Below are 25,190 nucleotides of genomic sequence, written 5' to 3' on the forward strand. Positions count from 1 at the left end.
GCCTCGGGCGGCGTCGCAGCCGCCCGGGGCCCTCCGTCACGACCGCTCACGCACGGTGAAACCCGGGAATCCCATGGATCCCCTCGACGCTATTCGCTCAGATGTTCTATTGTCGGGAGGAGAGCAACGAAGGAGGCGGCATGAGGTGGGACAACCTGAGCCGCGACACGGCGGCGACCACACCGGCGCTCTTCGGCGTGGACGCCGTGACCCGTACGTTCGACACCCCCGAGTTCCGCGGGATCACCTTCCACGAGGTGCGCGCCCGCACGATCGTCAACCGCGTGCCCGGCGCGTCACGGATGCCGTTCGAGTGGACGATCAACCCCTACCGCGGCTGCAGCCACGCCTGCGTGTACTGCTTCGCCCGCAAGACGCACACCTACCTGGACCTCGACAGCGGCCTGGACTTCGACTCCCAGATCGTCGTGAAGGTCAACGCGCCGGAGCTGCTCCGCCGCGAGCTGGCCTCGCCCCGCTGGCGCGGCGAGCACATCGCCATGGGCACCAACGTCGACTGCTACCAGCGCGCGGAGGGCCGCTACCGGCTCATGCCCGGCATCCTGGCGGCACTGCGCGACCACGCCAACCCCTTCTCGATCCTCACCAAGGGGTCGCTGATCCTGCGCGACCTGGACCTCCTGGTGCAGGCCTCGCAGGTCACCGACGTGTCGACCGCGGTCTCCGTGGGGTTCGTCGACCGGGAGCTGTGGCGCACCGTGGAGCCGGGCACGCCGTCGCCGGCGAAGCGGCTGGAGGTCTGCCGCACCCTCAACGAGCACGGCATCCCCTCGGGCGTCCTGATGGCGCCGGTGCTGCCGTACCTCAGCGACTCCCCGGAGCAGTTGCGCGAGACGGTCCGGGCGATCGCCGGGACGGGCGCCACGTCCGTCACCCCGCTCGTGCTGCATCTGCGCTCCGGGGCGAGGGAGTGGTTCATGGCCTGGCTCTCCGTGCACCACCCGCGGCTGATCCCCCGCTACAAGGCGCTGTACGCGGACGGCGCCTACGCGCCCACCTGGTACCAGCGCCGCATCACCCGCCAAGTGCACGAATTCGCCGCGGAGTTCGGGATCGGTCCGAGCCGCCCCGCAGCCGCGCGCCGGATCGCCGCACCCGAGGAGGACACCCCGGGGCCGCCCGCCGTCGCAGCCGGACCGGCCCAGCCGGCCCAGCCGACGCAACTGACCCTGATCTGATCCCGCGAAAAACGGGTGCCCGCCGGGCCCGGTCCCCCTTAACGTCGCGGCCATGACGGTTGTGAGGGTGATGACCCGCGACGACATCGACGCCGTGGCGGCGGTCCGCGTCCGGGGCTGGCAGGCGGCCTACGCGGGAATCGTGCCGCATTCGTACCTGGACGCGATGGACGTCGCGGCGGAGGCGGAACGCCGCAAGGAGTGGTTCGACGCGGGCGGCAGCCGGGTGGACAACCTGGTCGCCACGGACGGCGACGAGGTCACCGGCTGGGCCGCGCTCGGCCCCTACCGGGGCGAGCCTGACGACGCCGTGACCGGCGAGCTGTACGCGATCTACGTGCACCCCGACCGGACCGGCCGGGGCACCGGCCGCGCGCTCATGGACGCCGTCCGCGCCCGCGCGCACGAACGCGGCTTCCGCAGCCTGCGGCTGTGGGTGCTCGCGGACAACGCACAGGCGCTGCGCTTCTACGAGCGATCCGGGCTCGCGCCGGACGGCACCGACCAGATCGAGATGTACGACGGCGTCCCGCTCAAGGAGCTGCGGTACGCGACGGATCTGGCCTGAAGCGCCCGGCGAGTCGGCGCGTCGCGACACTCGGTGCCTCGTCCCGTGCCGAGGCCAGTACCTCCGTCGCCACCGGGTCGCCGGACCGTACCAGGGCGCGGACGATCCGCCGGGGATAGGGCGGCGCCAACAGCCCGACGAGGGCTGCGGTCGCGCGGGGCTCAGCCTCGTAGCGGGCCAGGCCGCGCGCCGCGGCGGAGCGCACCTCCCCGTCCCCGTCCGACGCCGCCGCCGCCGCGAGCAGCGTGGAGAGCGCCTCCGGGCCCCCGATCCGGCCGAGGGAGTCGACAGCCGCGGCACGCAGGCGGGGATCACCGGCGGCCCGGGTCAGCACCGGCACCGCCCGCGCGTCCCCGAGTCGTCCCAGTTCCTCGACGCAGCCGACGGCCGCCCGGCAGGTCGTCCGGCCCTCGTCCAGGAGCCAGGCGAGGGTGGACGTGAGCGCGGGCAGCGACTCCGGCGCCCGCAACCGCCCCAGCAGGCGCACGGAGGCCAGGGCGTAGGCGATCCGCAGCCGGTTCGTGGCGAGCGCGGCGGCGGCGCGTGCGGTCCGGGGGTCGCCGAGCCGGGCGAGGGCTTCGGCCGCCGTGACGTTGCGGATGCCGTCGCGGTGGTTCAGGAGCAGCACCAGGGTCTCGAACGCCCTCCGGTCGCCGGCCCGGCCGAGCATCACGGCGGCGATCTCCCGCTCCTCCAGGGAGCGCGACGGCTCGGTGAGGACGGCGGCGAGCCGGTCCCGGGCCGCGGGATCGTCCAGCCGGCCCAGGGCGACGAGCGCCGCCGAGGCCACCCCTTGGTCCGGGTCGCCCGCCGCCGCGAGGAACAGCTCAAGGTGCGCCGAGTCCCGGTCGCACCCGAGCAGCGTCAGGGCCGGCCGCCTGACGCGGGGCGCGGCCTGACCGGCCTGGCGCAGCAGCATGGGCACACAGACGGCGGGCAGTACGGGCTCGGTCCCGGACGGCCGGCGCCACGAGGGCAGGTGCCGGCCGAGGACGATGCGACTGACGGTGTCCTCGATCAGCCCCGGATACCACGGCGGCTCCCCGGCGGCGAGTACGGCGAGCAGGCCGAAGAGCGGTCCCGTCGCCTCCAGGGCGCGCTGCACCGCCAGCGCTTCCAGGGCGTAGCGGCGCCCCTCCTCCGTGCCGCGGGGAAGCATGACCAGCAAAGGCGGGACTGCGGGGATCTGCCCGCCCGCGACGTCGAGGCGCGCCCGTTCCGTGGGCCCCAGCCAGGGCCGCACCATGGCGGCGGCGTCAGGGGAGGCCGCGAGCCGCCGCAGATAGGAACCGCGTTCCTCGCGGCGCCCCTGGGCGGCGAACTCCAGCAGGCCCAGGACACGGCGCGGTTCGCCGCGCCCTCGCAGCCGCGCGACGTCCGTCTCCCCGGCCCGAACGGCCCCGTACAGCCGGGCCGCGCGCCGCGCCGCGTGACCGGCGCCCCCCTGCACCCGCTCCACCGTTCCCCCTCTCCCCCGTGCGCTCACTCTAATGGCGCGCTCATCTGTGGGAGGCGCAAATCACATGGGCGGGAGGGCTGGCGCCGAGGTTACTCACCGGTTACCCTCTAACCAACGCACGTGGCGGCCTGGTGACGCAGCCGCTTGTGCGGCCGTTGTCGGTTCGGCACCATCGCGGCGCAGCCCCGGGACAGGGCTCGCCGGTTCTCACGCGGGTACGCACACGCACGCGTACGCACCCCCGCGGCTCCTCGACTCTCCCGCCCCGCGCCTGCGCAGCAGAGATGCACGGCGCGGATCCTCAGCATTCGGAGTTCCGCGATGGACCGTCCACGACCCTTCCCCACCGTCGCCATCATCGGTCTCGGCACCATGGGCACCGGCATCGCCGAGGTCGTCGCCCGGGCCGGCCACGAAGTGATCGGCATCGAGATCGACGACGCGGCCGCGCACCGCGCCGTCGCCGCCCTGGAGGCCTCCACCGCCCGCGCCGTGCAGCGCGAGCGGATCACGGAGTCCGAACGCGGCGACATCCTGACCCGTTTCCGCACCTTCCCCGACCTGCAGGCGGCGGCCGACGCCGACCTGGTGATCGAGGTCGTCACCGAGCACTTCGAGATCAAGCGCGAGGTCCTCACGGCGCTCGACGCCATCGTCAAGCCCGGCGCCATCCTCGCGACCGGCACCAACGCGCTGTCGGTGACCCAGCTGGCCTCCCACACCTCCCGGCCGGACCGCGTCCTCGGCCTGCACTTCTTCGCCCCGGCCCCGGCCATGAAGCTGGTCGAGGTGGTCTCCACCGTGCTGACCTCCCCCGAGACCACGGACGCCGTGACCGGACTGGTCCGCTCGTTCGGCAAGGAGCCGGTGGCGGTCGGCGACCGTCCGGGCTTCATCGCCGACGGGCTGCTCTTCGGCTACCTCAACCAGGCCGCGGCCATGTACGAGGCGCGCTACGCCACCCGCGAGGACATCGACGCGGCGATGCGGCTGGGCTGCGGCCTGCCCATGGGCCCGCTCGCCCTCCTGGACCTGATCGGCATCGACACGGCCCAGACCGTCCTGGAGGCGATGTACGAGGCCTCGCGCGACCGGCTGCACGCCCCCGCGCCCATCCTGAAGCAGCTCACCGCCGCCGGCCTCAAGGGCCGCAAGGCCGGGCGCGGTTTCTACAGCTACGAGGCCCCCGGCAGCGCGACGGTCGTCCCGGACGCCGAGACGCCGGCCGCGGCCGGCGGCGCGAGCGGCGGGCGTCCCGTGCGCAGCGTGGGCGTCGCGGGCTCGGGCACGATGGCCACCGGCATCGCCGAGGTCTTCGCCAAGGCCGGGTACGAGGTCGTCCTGGCCGCACGCGGCCAGGAGAAGGCGGACAGGGCCGTCGCGGCGCTCGCCAAGTCGCTGGACCGCTCGGTCGCCAAGGGCCGGCTCAGCCAGGAGCAGCGCGACGCCGCCCTGGCGCGGGTGACCGCTGCGGGCTCGCTGGACGCCTTCGCCGACGTGGACCTGGCCGTCGAGGCGGTCGCCGAGGACCTGCCCGTCAAGCAGCAGCTCTTCGCGACCCTGGACAAGGTCTGCAAGGTGGACGCGGTGCTGGCCACGACGACGTCCTCGCTTCCCGTGGTGGCGGTCGCGACGGCGACCACACGTCCGCGTGACGTCGTCGGCATGCACTTCTTCAACCCGGCCCCCGCCATGAAGCTGGTCGAGGTGGTCCGCACCGTGCTGACCGCCGAGGACGTGCACGCCACCGTCCACGAGGTCTGCGGCCGGATCGGGAAGCACTCCGTGGACTGCGGCGACCGGGCCGGCTTCATCGTCAACGCGCTGCTGTTCCCGTACCTCAACAACGCCGTGAAGATGGTCCAGGAGCACTACGCGACGGTCGAGGACATCGACTCGGCGATGAAGCTCGGCGGCGGCTACCCCATGGGGCCCTTCGAACTGCTCGACGTCGTCGGGCTGGACGTCTCGCTCGCGATCGAGCAGGTGCTGCACAGGGAGTTCCGCGACCCGGGCCTGGCGCCGGCGCCGCTGCTCGAGCACCTGGTGTCCGCGGGCTGCCTCGGCCGCAAGACGGGCCGCGGCTTCCGCGAGTATGCCCGCCGCTGATCACACGGGCGGCTGGGACGGCCGGGACGGTCCCGGCGGCTGGGGCGGCCTGCTGGGGCCGCCCCACCGCCTCCGGAAACCGGGCCCGGCCCACGCTTCCACGGGAATGCAGTACGTTCGCGGTATGCCCCAGCCCGTGAAGCCCGCCCGTGCGTCCTCCACCACCGCCCAGCGCCATCGTGTCCGCCAGGAACTGGCCGCCGCGGCGATGCACCTCTTCGCGAGCCAGGGGTACGAGGCGACCACGGTCGACGAGATCGCCGCGGCCGCCGGGGTCGCGCGGAGGACGTTCTTCCGGCACTTCCGCTCCAAGGAAGAGGCGATCTTCCCCGACCACGACGACACCCTGGTGCGCGTGGGGCAGGTGCTGGACTCGGCAGAACCGCACGAGCACCCGCTCGACACGGTGTGCCGCGGCATCACCGAGGTGCTGCGGATGTACGCGGAGGCTCCCGAGGTCTCGGTGGAGCGCTACCGGCTGACCCGCGAGATCCCCATCCTGCGGGAGCGCGAGATCGCCTCGGTGGCCCGCTACGAGCGGCTGTTCACCCGCTACCTGCTGGGCCACTTCGACGAGGGCGCCCAGCACGACGGGGACGACGACCCCCTGCTGGCCGAGGTCGCCGCGTCCGCCGTCGTCGCCGCCCACAACCACGTGCTGCGGCGCTGGCTGCGCGCCGGCGGCAAGGGCGACGTCGAGTCGCAGCTCGATCACGCCTTCGAGGTGATCAAGCAGACCTTCGGCACCGGCATCGGCCGGCGCCCCTCCCCCACCCCGATCCTCGCCTCCGAGCAGGGCGAGGTCATCGTGGCCGTGGCCCGCACCGACGCCTCGCCGGCCGAGGTCATGCGGACGATCGAAAAAGCCCTGAAGGGCGCGTAGCCGCCCGTTCGCGCCCCCGGCGCCCTCCCGCGCCCCCGGCATCCCACCGGCGCCCCCAGGCCCTCGTGCCGGGGGCGCCTTCGCGTGTTGCTCAAACGTGAAGCCATGGTGCCATCTGAGAAAAATTGTTGGCACGCAGTGTCTTGCAGGGTGGCACGCGGTGCCATACCGTGAGAGCAGTCCGGGCGGGCGGCGTGCTGGGATCCGTCGCACGCCGTCTGTCCCCGAGGCCCGGACGCCTGCGTCACAGGCATTCACAGCGCCACCACGCGCTCCCGCTCCATCCGTGCGACCGCCACGGACCGAAGCACCACCGCCGAACCGACGGCACCACCCTCAGCAACCCCCCGACGTTCCCTCAAGCGTCCCTACGTCGCGCTTCGCCGGAGGCATCACCGTGAAGGACATCCTCGACGCAATCATGGCGTCCGAAAGCACGGCCGCGGACTTCACCGCGCTGCCGCTCCCCGAGTCGTACCGCGCCGTCACCGTCCACAAGGACGAGGCCGGCATGTTCGAGGGCGTGGACAGCCGCGCGAAGGACCCGCGCAAGTCGCTGCACCTGGACGAGGTGCCCGTGCCCGAGCTCGGCCCGGGCGAGGCCCTGGTGGCCGTCATGGCCAGCTCGGTCAACTACAACTCGGTGTGGACCTCGATCTTCGAGCCGGTGTCCACCTTCGGTTTCCTGGAGCGCTACGGCAGGCTCTCCCCGCTGACCAAGCGCCACGACCTGCCGTACCACGTCATCGGCTCCGACCTGGCGGGCGTGGTGCTGCGCACCGGCCCCGGCGTGAACCTCTGGAAGCCGGGCGACGAGGTCGTCGCGCACTGCCTGTCCGTCGAACTGGAGTCCGCGGACGGCCACAACGACACGATGCTCGACCCCGAGCAGCGCATCTGGGGCTTCGAGACCAACTTCGGCGGCCTCGCCGAGATAGCCCTGGTCAAGTCCAACCAGCTGATGCCCAAGCCCAGGCACCTGAGCTGGGAGGAGGCCGCGGCCCCGGGCCTGGTGAACTCCACCGCCTACCGCCAGCTGGTCTCCCGCAACGGCGCCGGGATGAAGCAGGGCGACAACGTGCTGATCTGGGGCGCCAGCGGCGGCCTCGGCAGCTACGCCACCCAGTTCGCGCTGGCCGGCGGCGCGACCCCGATCTGCGTGGTGTCCTCGCCGCAGAAGGCGGAGATCTGCCGCCGCATGGGCGCCGAGGCCATCATCGACCGCACGGCCGAGGACTACCGGTTCTGGAAGGACGAGCACACCCAGGACCCGAAGGAGTGGAAGCGCTTCGGCAAGCGCATCCGCGAGCTGACCGACGGCGAGGACGTGGACATCGTCTTCGAGCACCCGGGCCGGGAGACCTTCGGCGCCTCGGTCTACGTCACCCGCAAGGGCGGCACGATCGTCACCTGCGCGTCGACCTCGGGCTACAACCACGAGTACGACAACCGCTACCTGTGGATGTCGCTCAAGCGCATCGTCGGCTCCCACTTCGCGAACTACCGCGAGGCCTGGGAGGCCAACCGGCTGATCGCCAAGGGCAGGATCCACCCCACGCTGTCGAAGACGTACCGCCTGGAGGACACCGGCCAGGCCGCCCACGACGTGCACCGCAACGTGCACCAGGGCAAGGTCGGCGTGCTGGCGCTCGCCCCCGAGGAGGGCCTCGGCGTCCGCGACGAAGAGCTGCGGGCCCGGCACATCGACGCCATCAACCGCTTCCGGAACGTCTGAGACCGGGAGGGACCATGAACCAGCGTCAGAAGGACCGTCCGTGGCTGATGCGGACGTACGCGGGGCACTCCACCGCCGAGGCGTCCAACGCCCTGTACCGGCGCAACCTCGCCAAGGGCCAGACGGGCCTGTCGGTCGCGTTCGACCTCCCGACGCAGACCGGGTACGACCCCGACCACGTCCTGGCCCGCGGTGAGGTGGGCCGGGTCGGGGTCCCGGTCGCCCACCTCGGCGACATGCGCCGGCTCTTCCAGGACATCCCCCTGGAGGAGATGAACACCTCCATGACCATCAACGCCAGCGCCATGTGGCTGCTCGCGCTCTACCAGGTGGTCGCCGAGGAGCAGGGCGCCGACGTCACCAGGCTCCAGGGGACGACGCAGAACGACATCGTCAAGGAGTACCTGTCGCGCGGGACGTACGTCTTCCCGCCCGGCCCTTCGCTCCGGCTGACGACCGACATGATCGCGTACACGGTCAACCACCTCCCCAAGTGGAACCCGATCAACATCTGCAGCTACCACCTGCAGGAGGCCGGGGCCACACCGGTGCAGGAGATCGCCTACGCGATGTCCACCGCGATCGCCGTCCTCGACGCGGTCCGCGACTCCGGCCAGGTGCCGCAGGAGCGGATGGGCGACGTCGTCGCGCGCATCTCCTTCTTCGTCAACGCGGGCGTCCGCTTCGTCGAGGAGATGTGCAAGATGCGGGCCTTCACCCGTATCTGGGACGGGATCACCCGTGACCGCTACGGCATCGAGGACCCCAAGCAGCGCCGCTTCCGGTACGGGGTGCAGGTCAACTCGCTCGGCCTGACGGAGGCGCAGCCGGAGAACAACGTCCAGCGGATCGTGCTGGAGATGCTGGCCGTGACGCTCTCCAAGGACGCCCGGGCCCGCGCCGTGCAGCTGCCCGCCTGGAACGAGGCGCTGGGCCTGCCGCGCCCCTGGGACCAGCAGTGGTCCCTGCGCATCCAGCAGGTGCTGGCCCACGAGAGCGACCTGCTGGAGTACGGCGACATCTTCGACGGCAGCCACGTCGTCGAGGCGAAGGTGGGCGAACTCGTCGAGCGGTCACTCGCCGAGATCGAGCACATCCAGGAGATGGGCGGCGCCATGGCCGCCGTGGAGTCCGGCTACCTGAAGTCGCAGCTGGTCTCCTCGCACGCCGAGCGCCGGGCGCGGATCGAGTCCGGCGAGGAGAAGATCATCGGCGTCAACTGCTACGAGGGCACCGAGCCCAGCCCCCTCACCTCCGACCTCGACGGCGCCATCATGACCGTCGACCCGGAGAACGAGGCGCGGGTCGTCGCCGCCCTCCACGACTGGCGCGACAACCGGGACGAGGTGCGGGCGCAGCGCTCGCTGGAGGCCCTCAAGGCCGCGGCCGCCGGCACCGGCAACCTCATGGAGGCCACCGTCGAGTGCGCCCGGGCGGGCGTCACCACCGGCGAGTGGTCCTGGGCGCTGCGCGACGTGTTCGGCGAGTTCCGCGCCCCCACGGGCGTGAGCAGCGCCCCCGTCGCGGTCACCGCCGAGCCGGGCACCCCGATGGCCGAGGTCCGCCGCAAGGTGGCGCTGACCGCCCGGGAGCTGGGCGCCGGGAAGCTGCGGCTGCTCGTGGGCAAGCCGGGGCTGGACGGTCACTCCAACGGCGCCGAGCAGATCGCCGTACGGGCGCGCGACGCGGGCTTCGAAGTGGTCTACCAGGGCATCCGGCTGACGCCGGAGCAGATCGTCTCGGCGGCGGTCGCCGAGGACGTCCACTGCGTGGGCCTGTCGATCCTCTCCGGCTCGCACGCCGAGCTGGTGCCGGACGTGCTCGACCGGCTCCGCAGGGCCGGGGTGGACGACGTGCCGGTCATCGCCGGCGGCATCATCCCGCCGGCGGACGCGGCCAAGCTGGTCGAGTCCGGCGTCGCGGCCGTGTTCACGCCGAAGGACTTCGGGATCACCGAGATCATCGGCAGGATCGTGGACGAGATCCGCAGGGCCAACAAGCTGGACCCGCTGGAGGTCGCCGCATGACCCCCGCGGCGAACACCCGTACGAACACGTTCGACACCCCGGAGGCGTAGCAGAGATGCAGTTCGGCCGTACGTATGAAGAGTTCGAGGTCGGCGCCGTCTACAAGCACTGGCCCGGGAAGACGGTCACCGAGTACGACGACCACCTCTTCTGCCTCCTGACCATGAACCACCACCCGCTCCACATGGACGCGAACTACGCCGAGCGGACCACCGACTTCGGGAAGAACGTGGTCGTGGGGAACTACGTCTACTCCCTGCTGCTCGGCATGTCGGTGCCGGACGTGTCCGGCAAGGCGATCGCCAACCTGGAGGTCGAGTCGCTCAAGCACGTGGCGCCGACCTTCCACGGCGACACCATCTACGGCGAGACGACGGTGCTGGACAAGTGGCCGTCGAAGTCGAAGGACGACCGCGGGATCGTCCAGGTGGAGACCAAGGGCTACAAGCAGGACGGCACCCTGGTGTGCGTCTTCCGCCGCAAGGTGATGGTCCCCACCGCCACCTACGTCAAGGAGCGCGGCGGCGAGCAGCCCGGCCGCCCCGAGCTGAACGCCTAGGAGACAGCAGACATGAGCCGCCTCGCGCAGACCGACGGGCTGACCGACGTCCAGCAGGAGATCCTCTCCACCGTCCGCAGCTTCGTCGACAAGGAGATCATCCCGGTCGCCAACGAGCTGGAGCACAAGGACGAGTACCCGACCGACATCGTCGAGGGCCTCAAGGAACTCGGCATCTTCGGACTGATGATCCCCGAGGAGTACGGCGGCCTCGGCGAGTCCCTGCTCACGTACGCCCTGACGGTCGAGGAGATCGCCCGCGGCTGGATGAGCGTGTCGGGCATCATCAACACGCACTTCATCGTCGCCTACATGCTCAAGCAGCACGGCACCCAGGAACAGAAGGACCACTTCCTGCCCCGGATGGCCACCGGCGAGGTGCGCGGCGCCTTCTCGATGTCCGAGCCGGGCCTGGGCTCCGACGTCTCCGCGATCCGCACCAAGGCGGTCCGTGACGGCGACGACTACGTCATCAACGGCCAGAAGATGTGGCTGACCAACGGCGGCACGTCCAACCTCGTCGCGGTGCTGTGCCGGACCGACGAGGGTCAGCCGGAGGGCGCGGCCCCGCACAAGTCCATGACGACCTTCCTCATCGAGAAGGAGCCCGGCTTCGGCCCGAACCCGAAGGTGAAGGGCCTCACCGTGCCCGGCAAGATCGAGAAGATGGGGTACAAGGGCGTCGACACGACCGAACTCATCCTCCAAGATGTGAAGATTCCGTCAAATCGCGTCCTGGGCGGTCAGAGCGGCCGCGGTTTTTACCAAATGATGGACGGCGTCGAGGTCGGCCGGGTCAACGTGGCCGCCCGGGGCTGCGGTGTCGCACAGCGGGCCTTCGAACTGGGGATCGCGTACGCCCAGCAGCGGCAGACCTTCGGCAAGCCGATCGCGCAGCACCAGGCGATCCAGTTCAAGCTCTCCGAGATGGCCACCAAGGTCGAGGCGGCCCACGCGCTGATGGTGAACGCGGCCCGCAAGAAGGATTCCGGCCAGCGCAACGACCTCGAGGCCGGCATGGCGAAGTACCTGGCCTCGGAGTACTGCAAGGAGGTCGTGGAGGACTCCTTCCGCATCCACGGCGGCTACGGCTTCTCCAAGGAGTACGAGATCGAGCGCCTGTACCGCGAGGCACCCATGCTGCTCATCGGCGAGGGCACCGCCGAGATCCAGAAAATGATCATCGGTCGCCGGCTGCTCGAGGAGTACCGGATCCAGGGGTGAATGTCTGGGTTGTGACACTTTGTGCGAGCCAAAGGTCACACCCAGTCATCAAATACCGGCCACTGACTCGACTGCTGGCTTGCCCAGTTGCCGGTGACTCCCGATACCATTCACGGAAAGCCGCCGTCCCCAGCACCATCTTTGCGGCACCCTCCGCTACGAAGGTCTTCCATGCCCCACAGCCATTCCTCTGCACAACGCGACAGCCGGGCCGGCGTACGCCTCGCGCGCGGAGCGTCGCCGTGGCTCCTCCCGACCGTGGCCACCGCGGCGGTCAGTCTGGTCCGCGCCCGCCGCTCCGGGCGCTGGGCGGCCGTGGCCGTCCCCACCACCGCCCTCGCGGCGGGCATGCTGTGGTTCTTCCGCGACCCCGAGCGCGAGATCGCCCAGGGCCGCGTCATCTCGCCGGCCGACGGCGTGGTGCAGAGCATCATGCCGTGGAAGGACGGGCGCACCCGCGTCGCGATCTTCATGAGCCCGCTGAACGTCCACGTGAACCGCGCGCCGCTGGCCGGCACGGTCACGTCCGTGGAGCACGTCCCCGGTGGATTCGTTCCGGCGTTCAACAAGGAGAGCGAGAACAACGAGCGCGTCGTCTGGCACTTCGACACCGAGCTCGGCGACATCGAGATGGTGCAGATCGCCGGAGCCGTGGCGCGCCGCATCGTTCCCTACGTGCCGCAGGGCACCAAGGTGGAGCAGGGCGAGCGCATCGGCCTGATCCGCTTCGGCTCCCGTGTAGACATCTACCTGCCGGAGGGCGTCGAGCCCGCCGTCGAGGTCGGCCAGACCACCGTGGCTGGGGTGACGCGCCTTGACCGTGATTGATCCCGACACCCAGGCACCGTGGGTCGCCTCGGTGGACGAGGACGACGACGATGACATGCCGCTGTCGACGCGCCTGTCGATAGCGGACGGCCTGACCCTCGGCAACGCGATCTGCGGGTTCATGGCGGTGTACTTCACCACCACCGGGGTGCTCGTCCCGCACCTGATGGGCAACACCGACGGCGGCATGACGCGGCACAGCGCCGCCACGGCCGTGCTGCTGATGCTCATGGCCTCGGTCTTCGACCTCTTCGACGGGCTGGTGGCGCGCAAGCTGCGCAGCTCGGCGATGGGTGCGGAGCTGGACAACCTCTCCGACCTGATCAGCTTCGGCCTGGCCCCCGCCTACTTCGTGGTCGTCTGGGGCCTGATCTCGGACGACGCCTACGGCAAGCTGTCGGCCGTGGCGGCGGTCGTGGTGCTGCTGGCGGTCGTCCTGCGCCTGGCCCGCTTCTCCTGCACGACGGTGCGGGAGGGGATCTTCCAGGGCATGCCGAGCCCCTTCGGGGCCATGACGGTCATCTCGGTCGTGCTGCTGGAGCTGCCCTTCATCCCGACGGTGCTGGCCATCGTCGGTGTGGCGTGGCTGATGGTCAGCCGGGTCGAGTACCCGAAGCCGCGTGGCCGGCTCGCGACGATCACGCTCGCCTGGATCGTGCTGAGCATGGGCTGCCTGGTCTGCTGGGCGTTCGCCGTCCCCGGCGGTGACGTGCTGCTGCAGACGGGCGCGGCCCTGCAGATCTGCGCCGCGGCGGTGATCCCGCTGTTCGCGACGACCCGCCGGGTCAACACGATCCGCAACAACCGCCGTGAGGCGCGTACGGCGCAGCTTCCGTAGCCGTACGAGGTACGTGCCAGGGGCCCCGAGCCGGGAAGGCTCGGGGCCCCTGGCGTTCGCCCGGTCAGGCCGGGAGGTCGCGCGCGATGTCCCCGGCGAGGCGTTCCAGCAGCGGCCCGGCCTCGGCCATGCAGCGCGCCGGGTCCGGCTCGAGGTCGGTCAGGGCGTACGCCCGCCGGATGCCGGCCGCGCCCAGGGCTTCCCCGGACAGCGTGAGACGGCCGCAGACGGCGACCACGTCCACGTCCCGGGCACGGGCGGCGGCGGCCACACCGGCCGGGGCCTTGCCGTGCAGGGTCTGCTCGTCCAGCGAACCCTCACCGGTGATCACCAGGTCGGCCCGCTCCAGGGCCGCCGCGAAGCCGAGCATGTCCAGGAGCACCTGGACGCCGGGCCGGAAGGAGGCGCGCAGCCCCACCAGCGCGCCGAAGCCGACCCCGCCGGCCGCACCCGCGCCCGGGGCCTCGGCGGCCGCACCGGCCCCCAGCACCTCCGCGTAGTGGGCCAGGGCCGCGTCCAGCGTCGCGACGTCCTCCGGTGTGGCGCCCTTCTGGGGGCCGTAGACGGCGGCGGCGCCCTTGGGGCCGAGCAGCGGGTTGTCGACGTCGCTGGCGAGGACGACCTCGGTCGCGGCGAGCCGGGGGTCGAGCCCGGACAGGTCCGCCGAGGCCAGCCCCGCGAGCGCCGCACCACCCGGGCCGACCGGTTCGCCCCGGCCGTCCAGCAGGCGGGCGCCGAGCGCGACGAGCATGCCCGCGCCCCCGTCGTTGGTCGCGCTGCCGCCGACGCCGAGCACGATGGACCGGGCCCCCGCGTCGAGCGCCGCCCCCAGCAGTTCACCGGTGCCGCGCGTGGTCGCCGTCAGCGGAGCGAAGACGTCCGGCGGCAGGTGCCGGAGCCCCGAGGCCTCGGCCATCTCCACCACGGCGGTGCCCCCGCGCAGCGCGTACGCGGCGGTGACCGTCTCCCCCAGCGGGCCGGTGACCTCCACCAGCCTCCGTTCGAAGCCCGCGGCGACGGCGGCGTCCACCGTGCCGTCCCCGCCGTCGGCCACCGGCACGGACTCGACGACGAGACCGGGGGCGGCCCGCCGCAGTCCCGACCCGAGCCGCTCCGCCACCTCGACGGCGTTGAGCGAACCCTTGAACTTGTCCGCCGCTATGAGCACCCGCACTGGTCGTGCGTCCGTCACTTTGATCTTCCTTTCGGCAGGTCGCGCCGCTTGGACCCTATCCCGGGGCGCGGGGCGGTACACCGGAGGCATGGCCTTCTCCGCCCTCTCCCTCGACGACCGCGTCCTCGGCGGCTGGCTCGGCCGGATCGCCGGCAACATGCTCGGCAAGCCCGTCGAACGCGGCGACCACTGGACGCGTGACCGGATCGACCGCTACCTGCGCCGTGCCGGGGCGCTGCCGCTGACCGACTACATCCCGGCGCTGGACCCGCCGCCTGACCCGGCCGAGTTCGCGCTGCGCCCGGAGTGGCCGCAGTGCACCCGCGGATTCCCATCGAGCTGGTCAACGGGCGTCCCCCGGCGTAGTACCGCGTCCCGCCCGGGCGGGCGGCGTACGCCGAGCGTCGGGTCCGGAGCCCGGCCGCCCCGGCCCGCGGGCCCGACGCCCCGTGGACGACGCCTGACCGGCCCGCCCGCCGCTGACCGCCCCCGGCGGGCCGGTCAGCGGCCCACCGCGTAGCCCTGCATCCCGCGCGGGTTCGCCGCGGAGGACAGCACGCCGGTCTCCGGGTCGCGGGCCACGGCGCACAGGCGGCCCTCGGACCAGGGGGCGCCGACGGTCACGTCGTGGCCGCGGCCGCGGAGCCCGGCGATGACGGACTCCTCGAAGCGGCTCTCCACGGTGAGGCTGCCCGGGCGCATCTCCCGGGGGTGGAAGGAGCTCGGGAAGCTGTCGTTGTGCCAGTTGGGCGCGTCGATGGCGCCCTGGAGGTCGAGACCGCCCCGGACCGGGGCACGCAGGGCGACGCCCAGGAAGAAGTGCAGCGACCACTGGTCCTGCTGGTCGCCGCCGGGGGTGCCGAAGGCCATCACCGGCACCCCGTCGCGCAGCGCGAGCGAGGGGGTGAGCGTGGTGCGCGGACGGCGGCCCGGGGTGAGGGAGTTGGGCAGTCCCGGCTGCAGCCAGGTCATCTGCAGGCGGGTGCCGAGCGGGAAGCCGAGCCCGGGGACGACCGGGTTGGACTGGAGCCAGCCGCCGCTGGGGGTGGCGGCGACCATGTTGCCCCAGCGGTCGACGACGTCGAGGTGGCAGGTGTCGCCGCGGGTCGCGCCGTTGTGGGCGACGGTCGGCTCCCCGACCCCCATGGCGTCGAAGTCCGGTGCCGCCGCCGGGTCGTGGAGCGGGAAGCGGGGAAGCCGCGGCGTGCGGCCACCGGGGCTGCCGGGGCGCAGCTCGTGGGAGGCCTTGGCGCGGTCGACCAGGGCGCGCCGCACGTCGTTGTAGGCGGGGGACAGCAGTTCCGCGAGGGGGACATCGTCCTCGGCGTCGCCGTACCAGGCCTCGCGGTCGGCCATCGCGAGCTTGGTGCCCTCGACCAGGGTGTGCACGTAGTCGGCGGTGCCGTACTCCAGGTCGGCGGAGTCCGGCGGCAGCAGGGCCAGTTGCTGCAGGAGGGCCGGGCCCTGGCTCCAGGGTCCCGCCTTGCAGACCGTCCAGCCGTTCCAGTCGAGGGTGACCGGGTCCTCATAGCGGGCCTCGTACGCTACGAGGTCGTCACCGGTCAGGGTGGAGGCGTGGCGCTCGCCGGTGGTGTCCATCGCGGGACGGGCGGCGAAGGCCGCCAGGGCCTCTCCGATGAAGCCCTCGCGCCACACCCTGCGGGCCGCCTCGATCTGCGCCTCCCGGCCGCTGCCGGCGGCCTCCGCCTCGCGCAGCAGCCGCCGCCAGGTGGCGGCGAGAGCGGGGTTGCGCAGCAGGGCCCCGGCCCGGGGCGGACGTCCGCCGGCCAGGTAGAGCTCGGCCGAGGTGGTCCACTCCGTCTCGAAGAGGGCCTTGACGGAGCCGACCGTGGCGCCGACCGCCTCGACCGCGGGGTGGCCCTGCTCGGCGTAGCCGATGGCGTAGGAGAGGACGTCCGCGAGCGGTTTGGTGCCGTGGTCGCGCAGCAGCACCATCCACGCGTCGAAGGCGCCGGGCACGGCGGCCGCGAGCGGACCGGTGCCGGGGACGAACTCCAGGCCCAGCGCGCGGTAGTGGTCGACGCTCGCCCCGGCGGGGGCGGGGCCCTGGCCGCAGAGCACGCGCACCGGACCGCCGGCGGGCGCGACGATGATCGGGACCTCTCCCGCGGGGCCGTTGAGGTGCGGCTCCACCACGTGCAGGACGAACCCGGCGGCCACCGCCGCGTCGTAGGCGTTGCCGCCGCTCTCCAGCACGGCCATCGCCGACTGCGAGGCGAGCCAGTGCGTGGAGGAGGCCATTCCGAAGGTGCCCTGAAGGGTGGGGCGGGTCGTGAACAATGCAGTGCTCCTCGCGCCGGGGGTGCTCCTACACTCGCACGGTGTCCCATGAAACCGAACACGCACCCCCCGTCGCCTCCATGGCGCGGTCGCTCGCCCGCGTCCCCGGTGTGGTCGGGGTGATGCTCGGCGGCAGCCGAGCACGCGGTGCGCACCGCCCCGGCTCCGACTGGGACCTCGGCGTGTACTACCGCGGCGCACCGGACGTGGCGGCGCTGGCCGCGCTCGCCGCCGAGGCGACGGGCGCCCCGGTCGAGGTCGCCGGCCCCGGCGGCTGGGGGCCCTGGGTGAACGGCGGGGCGTGGTTGCGCGTCGACGGCGTGCAGGTCGACTGGATCCTGCGGGACCTGGACCGTGTGCGGCGGGTGTGGGACGACTGCCGCGCCGGCCGCTACGAGGTGGGCGTCCAGGCCGGCCATCCACTGGGCTTCTGGTCCCCGGTGTACGCCGGGGAGGTCGCCCTCGGCAGGGTCCTGGCCGACCCGGCGGGCGAGCTGACCGCGCTGCGTGAGGCCGCGCGGGTCTACCCCGAGCCGCTGCGCCGGGCGCTCGTCGGGGCCTCCTGGGAGGCGGACTTCCTCGTCGCGAACGCCCGCAAGTCCGCGGGTGCCGGGGACGTCCTGCACGCGGCGCTGTGCCTGTCCCGGGCGGTCGGGGTGCTGGCGCAGTCGCTCCACGCCCACCACCGCGTGTGGTGCCTCAACGAGAAGGGGGCCCTCGCCGCGGCGGACGCCCTCCCGGACACCCCGGCGGGCTTCCGCGCCCACGCCGAGGCGGTGCTGGCCGGCCTCGGCGACCCGGTGGCGGCGGTGGAGGACGCCTCGGCCCTGGTCGCGCGGGTGCGCGCGGCGCTGGCCTGACCGGCGGGAAAACCCGATGGCCGCGGCCGTCCAGGTCTGCGTAACCTCGCGGCATGAGCGCGAAGAAGCCGCTTGTCGCGATCCTCAGCGGCGCGGGCATCTCCACCGATTCCGGCATCCCCGACTACCGCGGCCCGAACGGACTGTGGCGGCGCGACCCCGAGGCCGAGAAGCTCGTGACGTACGAGCACTACATGGCCGATCCCGAGGTGCGCCGCAGGTCGTGGCTGATGCGCATGGAGGGCCCGGCGCTGGAGGCGCGGCCCAACGCCGCGCACGAGGCGATCGTCCGGCTGGAGCGGTCGGGCGTGCCGGTGCGCGTGATCACGCAGAACGTCGACGGACTGCACCAGATGGCGGGACTGCCCGAGCGCAAGGTGCTGGAGCTGCACGGCACGGCCCGGGCCGTGGTGTGCACGCGGTGCCACGACCGGACGTCCATGGACGCGGCGCTGGCGCGGGTCCGGGCGGGCGAGCCGGACCCGGCGTGCGGGGAGTGCGGCGGGATCCTGAAGTCGGCGACCGTCATGTTCGGGCAGCGGCTGGACCCGGTGGTCCTGGGCAACGCGATGACCATCGCCAAGGGGTGCACGGTCCTCGTCGCGGTCGGCACCAGCCTGCAGGTGCAGCCGGCCGCGTCGCTCGCCGGGATGGCGGCGGAACACGGCGCGCGGCTGGTGATCGTCAACGCCGAGCCGACGCCGTACGACGCGATCGCGGACGAGCTGGTGCGCGAGCCGATCGGGAACTCTCTACCGGCGCTCCTGGACGGGATCGCCCGCGAGGCCGCGGCCGGCTGACGCGCGTGCCCCCGGACGGCGAGCGTCCGGGGGCACGGCTGTGACGGCTCCGCCGCGGGTCTACCAGCGGTGGTGGACCTGGGCGCGGATGCTCCGGTCGTACAGGTCCCGCACGGCGTCCAGCGTGCTCTGCGGCAGCGCCGGTAGGGCGGCGGCCTCGGCGTTGGCGCGGGCCTGCTCGACGGAGTGGGCACCGGGGATCACGGTGGTGACGCCGGGCTGCTGGATGATCCAGCGCAGCGCGGTCTGGGCCGGGGTGGCGCCCTCCGGGGAGAGGGCGGTGAACTCGGCGGCGGCCTCCAGGCCGGTCGCGTAGTCGACGCCGGAGAAGGTCTCGCCCTGGTCGAAGGACTCGCCGTGCCGGTTGTAGGTGCGGTGGTCGTCGGCGGGGAAGACGGTGTCCTTGGTGTAGCGGCCGGACAGCAGGCCGGAGGCGAGGGGTACGCGGGCGATGATGCCCACCCCGGCCTGGGCGGCGGCCGGCAGCACCTGCTCCAGGGGCTTGAGCCGGAAGGCGTTGAGGATGATCTGCACGCTCGCGACGCCCGGGCGGGCGATCGCCGTCAGCGCCTCCTCGCAGGTCTCGACGCTGACGGCGTAGGCCGCGATGCGCTGCTCCTCGACGAGGGTGTCGAGGGCGTCGAAGACGGCGTCCGAGGAGTAGACGGCGGTCGGCGGGCAGTGCAGCTGGACGAGGTCGAGGGTGTCGACGCCCAGGTTGGCCCGGGAACGGTCGTTCCAGGCGCGGAAGTTGTCGAGGACGTAGTTCTCGGGGACCTGGGCGACCCGGCGCCCCATCTTCGTGGCGACGAAGATCCCGGCGTCCGGGCGCTCCCGCAGGTAGCGGCCGATCAGCTGCTCGCTGCGTCCGTCGCCGTAGACGTCCGCGGTGTCGAAGAGGGTCACGCCCTCCGCCACGGCCGCGTCCAGGACCGCGAGTGCGTCCTCCTCGCGGACCTCGCCCCAGTCGGCGCCCAGCTGCCAGGTGCCGAGACCCACGACGGACACCTTGCGGCCCGTCCTGCCCAATACGCGCTGCTCCATGTCCTCGATGCTAGTCGCAGCCCCGCCGGCCGCGACCGACGGGGCGGGGCCCGCATCGGGCACTACCGGCGGGCGGCCTCCTCCAGGTGACGGCGCACGGCGCGGGCCGCGTGGTGGCCGGACATGCCGTGGACACCGGGTCCGGGCGGGCTGGCCGAGGAGCAGAGGAAGACCCCCGGGCGCGAGGTGCTGTAGGGGTTCCACTTGGGCCTGGGGCGGAAGGCCGTCTGCAGGCCGGCGAAGGCCCCGCTGCCGATGTCGCCGCCGATGTAGTTGGGGTTGCGGGCGGCGAGCTCGGCCGGTCCGCTGACCGCCCGGGCGAGGACGAGGTCCCGGAAGCCGGGCGCGAAGCGCTCGATCTGCCGCTCGACGGCCTCGGTGGCGTCGCCGCTCCAGCCGTTGGGCACGTGCCCGTACACCCAGAAGACGTGCTTGCCCTCAGGGGCGCGCCCGGGGTCGACGACGCTGGGCTGGGCGGCGATCAGGAACGGGGTCTGCGGCGGCCGGCCGCGCACCGCCCGGTTCAGGGCGTCGCCGATCTCGCCGAAGGTGGGCCCGATGTGCACGGTGCCGGCCCGCCGGGCGTCGGCGGCGGTCCAGGGCGCCGGGCCGTCCAGCGCGTAGTCGATCTTCCAGACGGCCGGTCCGTAACGGTAGTTCCGGTACGCGTCGCCGAGCCCGGCGATGCGCGCCAGCGCGGTCGGCGAGGTGTCGAAGACGTACGCGCGCGCCGGCGGCAGTTCGTCGAGCTTGCGGACCATGACGCCCGTGTGGATCGTGCCGCCGAGCAGCCGCAGGTAGGAGGCGAGGGCGTCGGCGATCGCCTGGGAGCCGCCGCGCGGCACCGGCCAGCCGACGTCGTGGCCGGCGACGGCGAACATCAGCGCCGTCGCGCCGGTGAGCGGGCTGGTCAGCGGCGCGATGGCGTGGGCGGCGAGACCGGCCAGCAGCCCGCGCGCCTTCTCGTCGCGGAACAGCCGGGCGAGCACGGCCACCGGCGGGAGCCCGGTCAGCCCGAAGCTCGCGAAGCGCAGCGGGTCGCGGGGCAGGCCCCGCCACTGGGGGCGCAGGAAGTCGTGGGCGAGGGTCGGCCAGCGGCCGACGTACGGGGCCAGGAGCCGGCGGTAGGTGCCCGCGTCGCGCGGCCCGAGCGAGGCGGCCGTCGCGCCGACCGTGCGGGCCAGCACCGCCGCGGTGCCGTCGTCGAAGGGGTGGGCGAGCGGCAGCTCCGGGTGGAGCCACCGCAGTCCGTGCTCGGCGAGCGGCATGGCGTTGAACGCGGGCGAGCCGGCGCCGAACGGGTGCACGGCGGAGCAGGGGTCGTGGCGGAAGCCCGGCAGGGTCAGTTCCTCGGTGCGGGCGCCGCCGCCGACCTGGTCGGCGGCCTCGAAGAGCTCCACCGAGTGGCCGGCGCGGGCGAGTTCGACCGCGGCGGTCAGGCCGTTGGGGCCGGCGCCGACGACGATGACGTCCGTGACGCGGGTCCTGCTCATCGGTCACCCGCCATGAGGTCGACGACCCGTCGCGCGGTCGCCTCGTCGCGCGCCACGGAGAAGGGGAAGGCGTTGCCGCCGCCGATCCGGAAGGGCACGCCCTCGGCGGTGACGCTGGCCCCGCCCGCCTCGGCGACCAGCAGCACGCCGGCCGCGTGGTCCCAGGGCGACTCCCAGGTGAAGGCGACGGCGTCGATGGCGCCCCGGGCGACCTCCAGGTAGTCCAGCCCGGCGCAGGTGCACTGGCGGGTCTCGAGGCCGTCGGTGCCGAGGCCCTCGAAGCGGCGCCGCTCCTGTTCGTCGAGGAAGGCGAACTGCGAGGTGGCCACCTTGAGCGCGGACCCGTCGACGTCGTACGCGGTGCGGATCGGCTCGCCGTTGAGGAGCGCTCCGCCGCCGAGCCGGGCCGTGGCCATCAGGCCCAGGCGCGGCACGTACGTCCAGGAGGCGTGCACCTCGCCGCCGCGGGCGAGCGCGACCAGCGTGGCGAACTCGGGCCTGCCGGCGACGAAGTTGGCGGTGCCGTCGACGGGGTCGACGATCCACACCGGGGCGTCGCCGCCGATGCGGCGCAGGATGCCGGGGTCGGCGTGCACGGCCTCCTCCCCCACCACGACGGAACCGGGCAGCAGCGCCGGCAGCTCCTCGGCGAGCCGCAGTTCCGCCTCGCGGTCGGCGACGGTGACCAGGTCCCCCGGTCCGGTCTTGTGGCTGATGTCGGCGGCGCCCAGCTGCCTCCAGCGCGGCACGACCTCCGCCTCGGCGGCCGCGCGCACCGTGTCCTCGACGGCCTTGAAGAGTGCGTCATCGATCACTCCTCCATCAGACCAGATCGGCCGCGGCGACGCGCACCCGCCGTGGCTTTGGCGGGTTCACGCCGTCCGCGCGGCGGGCCCCGCCTTCCGCATCAGGGCTGCGTACAGCACGAACGAGGTGACCAGGCCCACCGCCCAGCCGTAGTCCGCGAGCGGCTTCAGCGGCGGGATCAGGCCGTCGACGGGGAACGGGCCCTGTCTGCGGCCCTCGGCGTCGACGGTGGAGTACGAACCGCCGACCGCCAGCAGGCCGCCGACAACGAGGGCGAGCACCGCCCGCCAGTTCCAGCCGCGGTGGTACCAATAGCGTCCGGCGCCCGCCTCGTACAGCTCGGCCAGCGCCAGGTGCGTGCGCCGGACGAGCCAGTAGTCGGCGATGAGCACGCCGGCCACGGTGCCGAGGACGCCGCCGACGACACCCAGCCAGGTGAAGATGTACAGCTCGGGGGTGGAGGTCAGTTTCCAGGGGAAGATCAGCACCCCGACGACGCCGGTGATCAGCGCGCCGGTGCGGAAGTCGACGTGCCGGGGCGCGAGGTTGGACAGGTCGTACGCCGGGGAGACCACGTTGGCCGCGATGTTGACGCTGAGGGTGGCCACCAGCACCGTGACCAGGGCGTAGAGCAGGCCGACGACGTTGTCGGTCTTGCCGGCCAGCTCGACCGGGTCCCAGATGGCCTCGCCGTACACCGCCTGGGATCCGGAGGTGACGAGCACCGACAGGACGGCGAAGAGGGTCATCGTCGTGGGCAGGCCGAGCGACTGGCCCCAGACCTGGGCGCGCTGTCCGGCCCCGAAGCGGGTGAAGTCGGGGATGTTGAGGGAGAGCGTCGACCAGAAGCCGATCATGCCCATGAGGGCGGGGAAGAAGACCTTCCAGAAGTCGCCGCCCCAGCCCAGTCGCGAGGGCTGGTCCAGCAGGTGGCCGAGGCCGCCGGCCTTGTTCGTGATCCAGACCAGCAGGACGACGGCCCCGACCAGGACGAAGGGCGCGGCCCAGTTCTCGAAGCGGCGCAGCGTCTCCATGCCCCGGTAGATGATGGCGAGTTCCAGCACCCAGAAGGCGAGGAAGCAGACCCACAGCGTCCACGGGTAGCCCGCCACGTGCGCGGCGCCCGCCCAGCCGCCCCAGATCTTGCCGAGCAGGACGAAGATGCCCTGGCCGCCGATCCACGTCTGGATGCCGAACCACGCGCAGGCCACGGCGGCGCGCAGCATCGCCGGGAGGTTGGCGCCGCGCACCCCGAACGAGGAACGCGCCAGCACCGGGAACGGGATGCCGTACTTGGGGCCCGCGTGCCCGGTGAGCAGCATCGGCACCAACACGAGGACGTTGGCGAGGGCGATGGTGAACACCGCCTGCTTCCAGTCCATGCCGAGGGCGACCAGACCGGAGGCGAGGGTCCAGGAGGGGATGTTGTGCGCCATCCCGATCCACAGGGCGGTGAAGTTGTAGGTGGTCCAGTGCCGGTCGGCGATGGGGATCGGCAGGAGGTCCTGGTTCGCGTACCGGCCGTGCGGCGCGGCCGCGTCGAGGCGGAGCTCGACGCGGCCGTCGGGGTGCGTGATCTGGGCGGGCGGCGTGGGGGCCGGCATCGGCGGGGTGCTCCCCCTCAGGCGCGGAGCGCGGGAATGACGGTGGAGCCGTAGGCGTCGATGGTGGACTCCTTGGCGTCGTGCATGTCGTAGACCGCGAACTGGTCGACGCCGAGGGCCTGGAGGGCGCGCAGCTTCTCGACGTGCTGCTCGGCGGTGCCGATGAGGCAGAAGCGGTCGACGATCTCGTCGGGGACGAACGCGGTGTCGGGGTTGCCGGTGCGGCCGTGGTGCGAGTAGTCGTAGCCCTGACGGGACGCGATGTAGTCGGTGAGTTCCCCGGGCACGGACGCGGAGTGCTCGCCGTACTTCGCCACCAAGTCGGCGACGTGGTTGCCGACCATGCCGCCGAACCAGCGGCACTGCTCGCGGGCATGGGCCAGCGCCTGCGGGGAGTCGTCCTCGGTGACGTACGCCGGAGCGGCCACGCACACCTTCACCTCGGCCGGGTCGCGTCCGGCGGCGACCGCGGCCTCCTTGACCGCCTTGACCATCCACTCCGTCAGGTAGACGTCGGCGAGCTGCAGGATGAACCCGTCCGCCTTCGCCCCGGCGATCGCCAGCGCCTTCGGCCCGTACGCCGCCATCCACACGGGAAGTTCCGCTCCCTCCTTGACCCAGGGGATGCGGACGGTCGTGCCGCCGAGGTCGGCCTCGCGGCCCTCTGCGAGCTCGCGGATGACGTGCATCGCCTCCTCGATGCGCGCGAGGGTGTTGGGCCTGCGGCCCGCCACCCGCATCGCCGAGTCGCCCCGGCCGATGCCGCAGATCGTCCGGTTGCCGAACATCTCGTTCAGCGTCGCGAAGGTCGACGCCGTCACCTCCCAGGTCCGCGTCCCCGGATTGGTGACCATGGAGCCGACGACCAGACGTTCGGTGTTCGCCAGGATCTGGCTGTAGATGACGAACGGCTCCTGCCACAGCACGACCGAGTCGAAGGTCCAGCCGTGGCTGAAGCCGTTGCGCTCGGCGCGCCGCATCAGCTCCACGACCCCCGCAGCGGGCGGGTCCGTCTGCAGGACGAGTCCGAAGTCCATGGGTCCACGCGCCTTTCTCAGACGAGGTACTGGCAGGTTCCGCGCGGGGTGTACTGGCCGTGTCCCGCCCGTCCGACGTACTCCCGGCCGTCGATGACGGGCTCGCCGCGGGACAGGACGGTCTCCACGCGTCCGGTGACCCGCTTGCCCTCGTAGGCCGAGTAGTCGACGTTCATGTGGTGGGTGGCCGCGGAGATGACCTGCTCCACGCCCGGGTCGTAGACCACGATGTCGGCGTCCGCACCCGGCGCGATCGTCCCCTTGCGCGGGTACAGACCGAACATCCGCGCCGGCGTCGCACACGCGACCTCGATCCACCGGCGACGGCTGATGTGCCCGTCCACCACCGCCTGGTGCAACAGGTCCATCCGGTTCTCCACCCCCGGCAGACCGTTGGGGATCTTCGAGAAGTCACCCCGCCCCAGCTCCTTCTGCCCCACGAAGCAGAACGGGCAGTGATCCGTCGACACCACCTGCAAATCGTTCGTCCGCAACCCCCTCCACAACACCGCCTGGTGCTCCTTCGGCCGCAACGGCGTCGAACACACGTACTTCGCACCCTCGAAGTCCGGCTCCGCCAGGTTGTCCGTCGACAGGAACAGGTACTGCGGGCACGTCTCACCGAACACGTTCAGCCCCTC

The 25,190-nt window shown here is 72.5% G+C and carries 21 protein-coding genes and 1 pseudogene; 13 read left to right on the forward strand and 9 right to left on the reverse strand.

Annotation, left to right across the window (positions count from 1 at the left end; genetic code table 11):
- Positions 1-140 precede the first annotated feature (140 nt).
- On the forward strand, positions 141-1,199 hold the full coding sequence (locus ACFZAU_RS30965; protein WP_500554885.1) for an Rv2578c family radical SAM protein: 1,059 nt from the start codon (positions 141-143) through the stop codon (positions 1,197-1,199).
- A gap of 52 nt (positions 1,200-1,251) precedes the next feature.
- Complete coding sequence (locus ACFZAU_RS30970; protein WP_500554886.1) at positions 1,252-1,767, forward strand: GNAT family N-acetyltransferase; 516 nt, start codon at positions 1,252-1,254, stop codon at positions 1,765-1,767.
- Here ACFZAU_RS30970 and ACFZAU_RS30975 read toward each other — a convergent pair.
- On the reverse strand, positions 1,733-2,686 hold the full coding sequence (locus ACFZAU_RS30975; protein ID WP_500554900.1) for a HEAT repeat domain-containing protein: 954 nt from the start codon (positions 2,684-2,686) through the stop codon (positions 1,733-1,735). The genes ACFZAU_RS30970 and ACFZAU_RS30975 overlap by 35 nt on opposite strands.
- Before the next feature lie 861 nt (positions 2,687-3,547).
- Between ACFZAU_RS30975 and ACFZAU_RS30980 the strand changes: the two genes are divergently transcribed.
- The 8 genes from ACFZAU_RS30980 (at position 3,548) to pssA (ending at position 13,429) form a co-directional block, all read left to right on the forward strand.
- Positions 3,548-5,335 (forward strand): 3-hydroxyacyl-CoA dehydrogenase family protein, encoded by a 1,788-nt coding sequence (locus ACFZAU_RS30980; protein ID WP_500554887.1) that lies wholly within the window; start codon positions 3,548-3,550, stop codon positions 5,333-5,335.
- 124 nt (positions 5,336-5,459) lie between these two features.
- Positions 5,460-6,218, forward strand: a complete 759-nt coding sequence (locus ACFZAU_RS30985) for a TetR/AcrR family transcriptional regulator (RefSeq protein WP_500554888.1) — start codon at positions 5,460-5,462, stop codon at positions 6,216-6,218.
- 397 nt (positions 6,219-6,615) lie between these two features.
- On the forward strand, positions 6,616-7,953 hold the full coding sequence (ccrA, locus tag ACFZAU_RS30990) for a crotonyl-CoA carboxylase/reductase (RefSeq protein ID WP_500554889.1): 1,338 nt from the start codon (positions 6,616-6,618) through the stop codon (positions 7,951-7,953).
- A gap of 14 nt (positions 7,954-7,967) precedes the next feature.
- Positions 7,968-9,980, forward strand: a complete 2,013-nt coding sequence (locus ACFZAU_RS30995) for a protein meaA (protein WP_500554890.1) — start codon at positions 7,968-7,970, stop codon at positions 9,978-9,980.
- Positions 9,981-10,035: 55 nt separating this feature from the next.
- Entirely contained in the window at positions 10,036-10,539 is a 504-nt protein-coding gene (locus ACFZAU_RS31000; RefSeq protein ID WP_500460541.1) for a MaoC family dehydratase, read from the forward strand.
- A 12-nt stretch (positions 10,540-10,551) separates the two neighbouring features.
- Positions 10,552-11,763 (forward strand): acyl-CoA dehydrogenase family protein, encoded by a 1,212-nt coding sequence (locus ACFZAU_RS31005; protein WP_500554891.1) that lies wholly within the window; start codon positions 10,552-10,554, stop codon positions 11,761-11,763.
- 171 nt (positions 11,764-11,934) lie between these two features.
- Positions 11,935-12,591: a phosphatidylserine decarboxylase gene (locus tag ACFZAU_RS31010; RefSeq protein ID WP_499601401.1), complete on the forward strand. Its 657-nt coding sequence runs from the start codon at positions 11,935-11,937 to the stop codon at positions 12,589-12,591.
- The gene (gene pssA, locus ACFZAU_RS31015) at positions 12,578-13,429 is read left to right on the forward strand and encodes a CDP-alcohol phosphatidyltransferase family protein (RefSeq protein WP_499601402.1); all 852 of its coding nucleotides are present in this window, start codon (positions 12,578-12,580) and stop codon (positions 13,427-13,429) included. Before ACFZAU_RS31010 ends, pssA begins: the two co-directional genes overlap by 14 nt.
- Positions 13,430-13,493: 64 nt before the next feature.
- On the opposite strand, the gene ACFZAU_RS31020 is transcribed toward pssA, so the two are convergent.
- A complete protein-coding gene (locus ACFZAU_RS31020) occupies positions 13,494-14,597 on the reverse strand; it encodes a glycerate kinase (RefSeq protein ID WP_500554901.1) in 1,104 nt (367 codons plus the stop codon).
- 94 nt (positions 14,598-14,691) lie between these two features.
- Between ACFZAU_RS31020 and ACFZAU_RS31025 the strand changes: the two are divergent.
- Positions 14,692-14,931, forward strand: a pseudogene (locus ACFZAU_RS31025) (ADP-ribosylglycohydrolase family protein); the annotation flags it as partial.
- Positions 14,932-15,104: 173 nt separating this feature from the next.
- Here the strand turns inward: ACFZAU_RS31025 and ACFZAU_RS31030 are convergent.
- Positions 15,105-16,904, reverse strand: a complete 1,800-nt coding sequence (locus ACFZAU_RS31030; protein ID WP_500554892.1) for a gamma-glutamyltransferase family protein — start codon at positions 16,902-16,904, stop codon at positions 15,105-15,107.
- 80 nt (positions 16,905-16,984) lie between these two features.
- Between ACFZAU_RS31030 and ACFZAU_RS31035 the strand changes: the two genes are divergently transcribed.
- Positions 16,985-17,764, forward strand: coding sequence for a DUF4037 domain-containing protein (locus ACFZAU_RS31035; RefSeq protein ID WP_500554902.1), 780 nt, complete (start codon positions 16,985-16,987; stop codon positions 17,762-17,764).
- A 53-nt stretch (positions 17,765-17,817) separates the two neighbouring features.
- The gene (locus ACFZAU_RS31040; RefSeq protein WP_500554893.1) at positions 17,818-18,564 is read left to right on the forward strand and encodes an SIR2 family NAD-dependent protein deacylase; all 747 of its coding nucleotides are present in this window, start codon (positions 17,818-17,820) and stop codon (positions 18,562-18,564) included.
- 60 nt (positions 18,565-18,624) lie between these two features.
- Here ACFZAU_RS31040 and ACFZAU_RS31045 read toward each other — a convergent pair whose 3' ends face one another.
- From ACFZAU_RS31045 to ACFZAU_RS31070, 6 genes are all read right to left on the reverse strand, one after another.
- Complete coding sequence (locus tag ACFZAU_RS31045) at positions 18,625-19,608, reverse strand: aldo/keto reductase (protein WP_500554894.1); 984 nt, start codon at positions 19,606-19,608, stop codon at positions 18,625-18,627.
- 62 nt (positions 19,609-19,670) lie between these two features.
- Entirely contained in the window at positions 19,671-21,101 is a 1,431-nt protein-coding gene (locus ACFZAU_RS31050) for a phytoene desaturase family protein (RefSeq protein ID WP_500554895.1), read from the reverse strand.
- The gene (locus ACFZAU_RS31055) at positions 21,098-21,916 is read right to left on the reverse strand and encodes an inositol monophosphatase family protein (RefSeq protein WP_500554896.1); all 819 of its coding nucleotides are present in this window, start codon (positions 21,914-21,916) and stop codon (positions 21,098-21,100) included. Before ACFZAU_RS31055 ends, ACFZAU_RS31050 begins: the two co-directional genes overlap by 4 nt.
- 57 nt (positions 21,917-21,973) lie before the next feature.
- Complete coding sequence (locus tag ACFZAU_RS31060; RefSeq protein ID WP_500554897.1) at positions 21,974-23,512, reverse strand: NCS1 family nucleobase:cation symporter-1; 1,539 nt, start codon at positions 23,510-23,512, stop codon at positions 21,974-21,976.
- Positions 23,513-23,529: 17 nt separating this feature from the next.
- On the reverse strand, positions 23,530-24,549 hold the full coding sequence (locus ACFZAU_RS31065) for a TIGR03842 family LLM class F420-dependent oxidoreductase (RefSeq protein WP_500554898.1): 1,020 nt from the start codon (positions 24,547-24,549) through the stop codon (positions 23,530-23,532).
- A gap of 17 nt (positions 24,550-24,566) precedes the next feature.
- On the reverse strand, positions 24,567-25,190 hold a 624-nt coding region (locus ACFZAU_RS31070; protein ID WP_500554899.1), incomplete at its 5' end, for an amidohydrolase family protein.

Origin of the sequence: Streptomyces sp. NPDC008238 (genome assembly GCF_042956445.1) — a bacterium.
Classification (GTDB): Bacteria; Actinomycetota; Actinomycetes; order Streptomycetales; family Streptomycetaceae; genus Actinacidiphila.

Excerpts from the sequence above, each read along its gene's own strand:
- ACFZAU_RS31000 (WP_500460541.1), top strand. The coding sequence starts at position 10,036 with ATGCAGTTCGGCCGTACGTATGAAGAGTTCGAGGTCGGCGCCGTCTAC.
- ACFZAU_RS31065 (WP_500554898.1), bottom strand. The coding sequence starts at position 24,549 with ATGGACTTCGGACTCGTCCTGCAGACGGACCCGCCCGCTGCGGGGGTC.
- ACFZAU_RS30995 (WP_500554890.1), top strand. The coding sequence starts at position 7,968 with ATGAACCAGCGTCAGAAGGACCGTCCGTGGCTGATGCGGACGTACGCG.
- ACFZAU_RS30985 (WP_500554888.1), top strand. The coding sequence starts at position 5,460 with ATGCCCCAGCCCGTGAAGCCCGCCCGTGCGTCCTCCACCACCGCCCAG.
- ACFZAU_RS31010 (WP_499601401.1), top strand. The coding sequence starts at position 11,935 with ATGCCCCACAGCCATTCCTCTGCACAACGCGACAGCCGGGCCGGCGTA.
- ACFZAU_RS31060 (WP_500554897.1), bottom strand. The coding sequence starts at position 23,512 with ATGCCGGCCCCCACGCCGCCCGCCCAGATCACGCACCCCGACGGCCGC.
- ACFZAU_RS30975 (WP_500554900.1), bottom strand. The coding sequence starts at position 2,686 with ATGCTGCTGCGCCAGGCCGGTCAGGCCGCGCCCCGCGTCAGGCGGCCG.
- ACFZAU_RS30980 (WP_500554887.1), top strand. The coding sequence starts at position 3,548 with ATGGACCGTCCACGACCCTTCCCCACCGTCGCCATCATCGGTCTCGGC.
- ACFZAU_RS30965 (WP_500554885.1), top strand. The coding sequence starts at position 141 with ATGAGGTGGGACAACCTGAGCCGCGACACGGCGGCGACCACACCGGCG.
- ACFZAU_RS31035 (WP_500554902.1), top strand. The coding sequence starts at position 16,985 with ATGGCGCGGTCGCTCGCCCGCGTCCCCGGTGTGGTCGGGGTGATGCTC.
- ACFZAU_RS31045 (WP_500554894.1), bottom strand. The coding sequence starts at position 19,608 with ATGGAGCAGCGCGTATTGGGCAGGACGGGCCGCAAGGTGTCCGTCGTG.
- ACFZAU_RS31005 (WP_500554891.1), top strand. The coding sequence starts at position 10,552 with ATGAGCCGCCTCGCGCAGACCGACGGGCTGACCGACGTCCAGCAGGAG.
- ACFZAU_RS31050 (WP_500554895.1), bottom strand. The coding sequence starts at position 21,101 with ATGAGCAGGACCCGCGTCACGGACGTCATCGTCGTCGGCGCCGGCCCC.
- ACFZAU_RS30970 (WP_500554886.1), top strand. The coding sequence starts at position 1,252 with ATGACGGTTGTGAGGGTGATGACCCGCGACGACATCGACGCCGTGGCG.
- ACFZAU_RS31040 (WP_500554893.1), top strand. The coding sequence starts at position 17,818 with ATGAGCGCGAAGAAGCCGCTTGTCGCGATCCTCAGCGGCGCGGGCATC.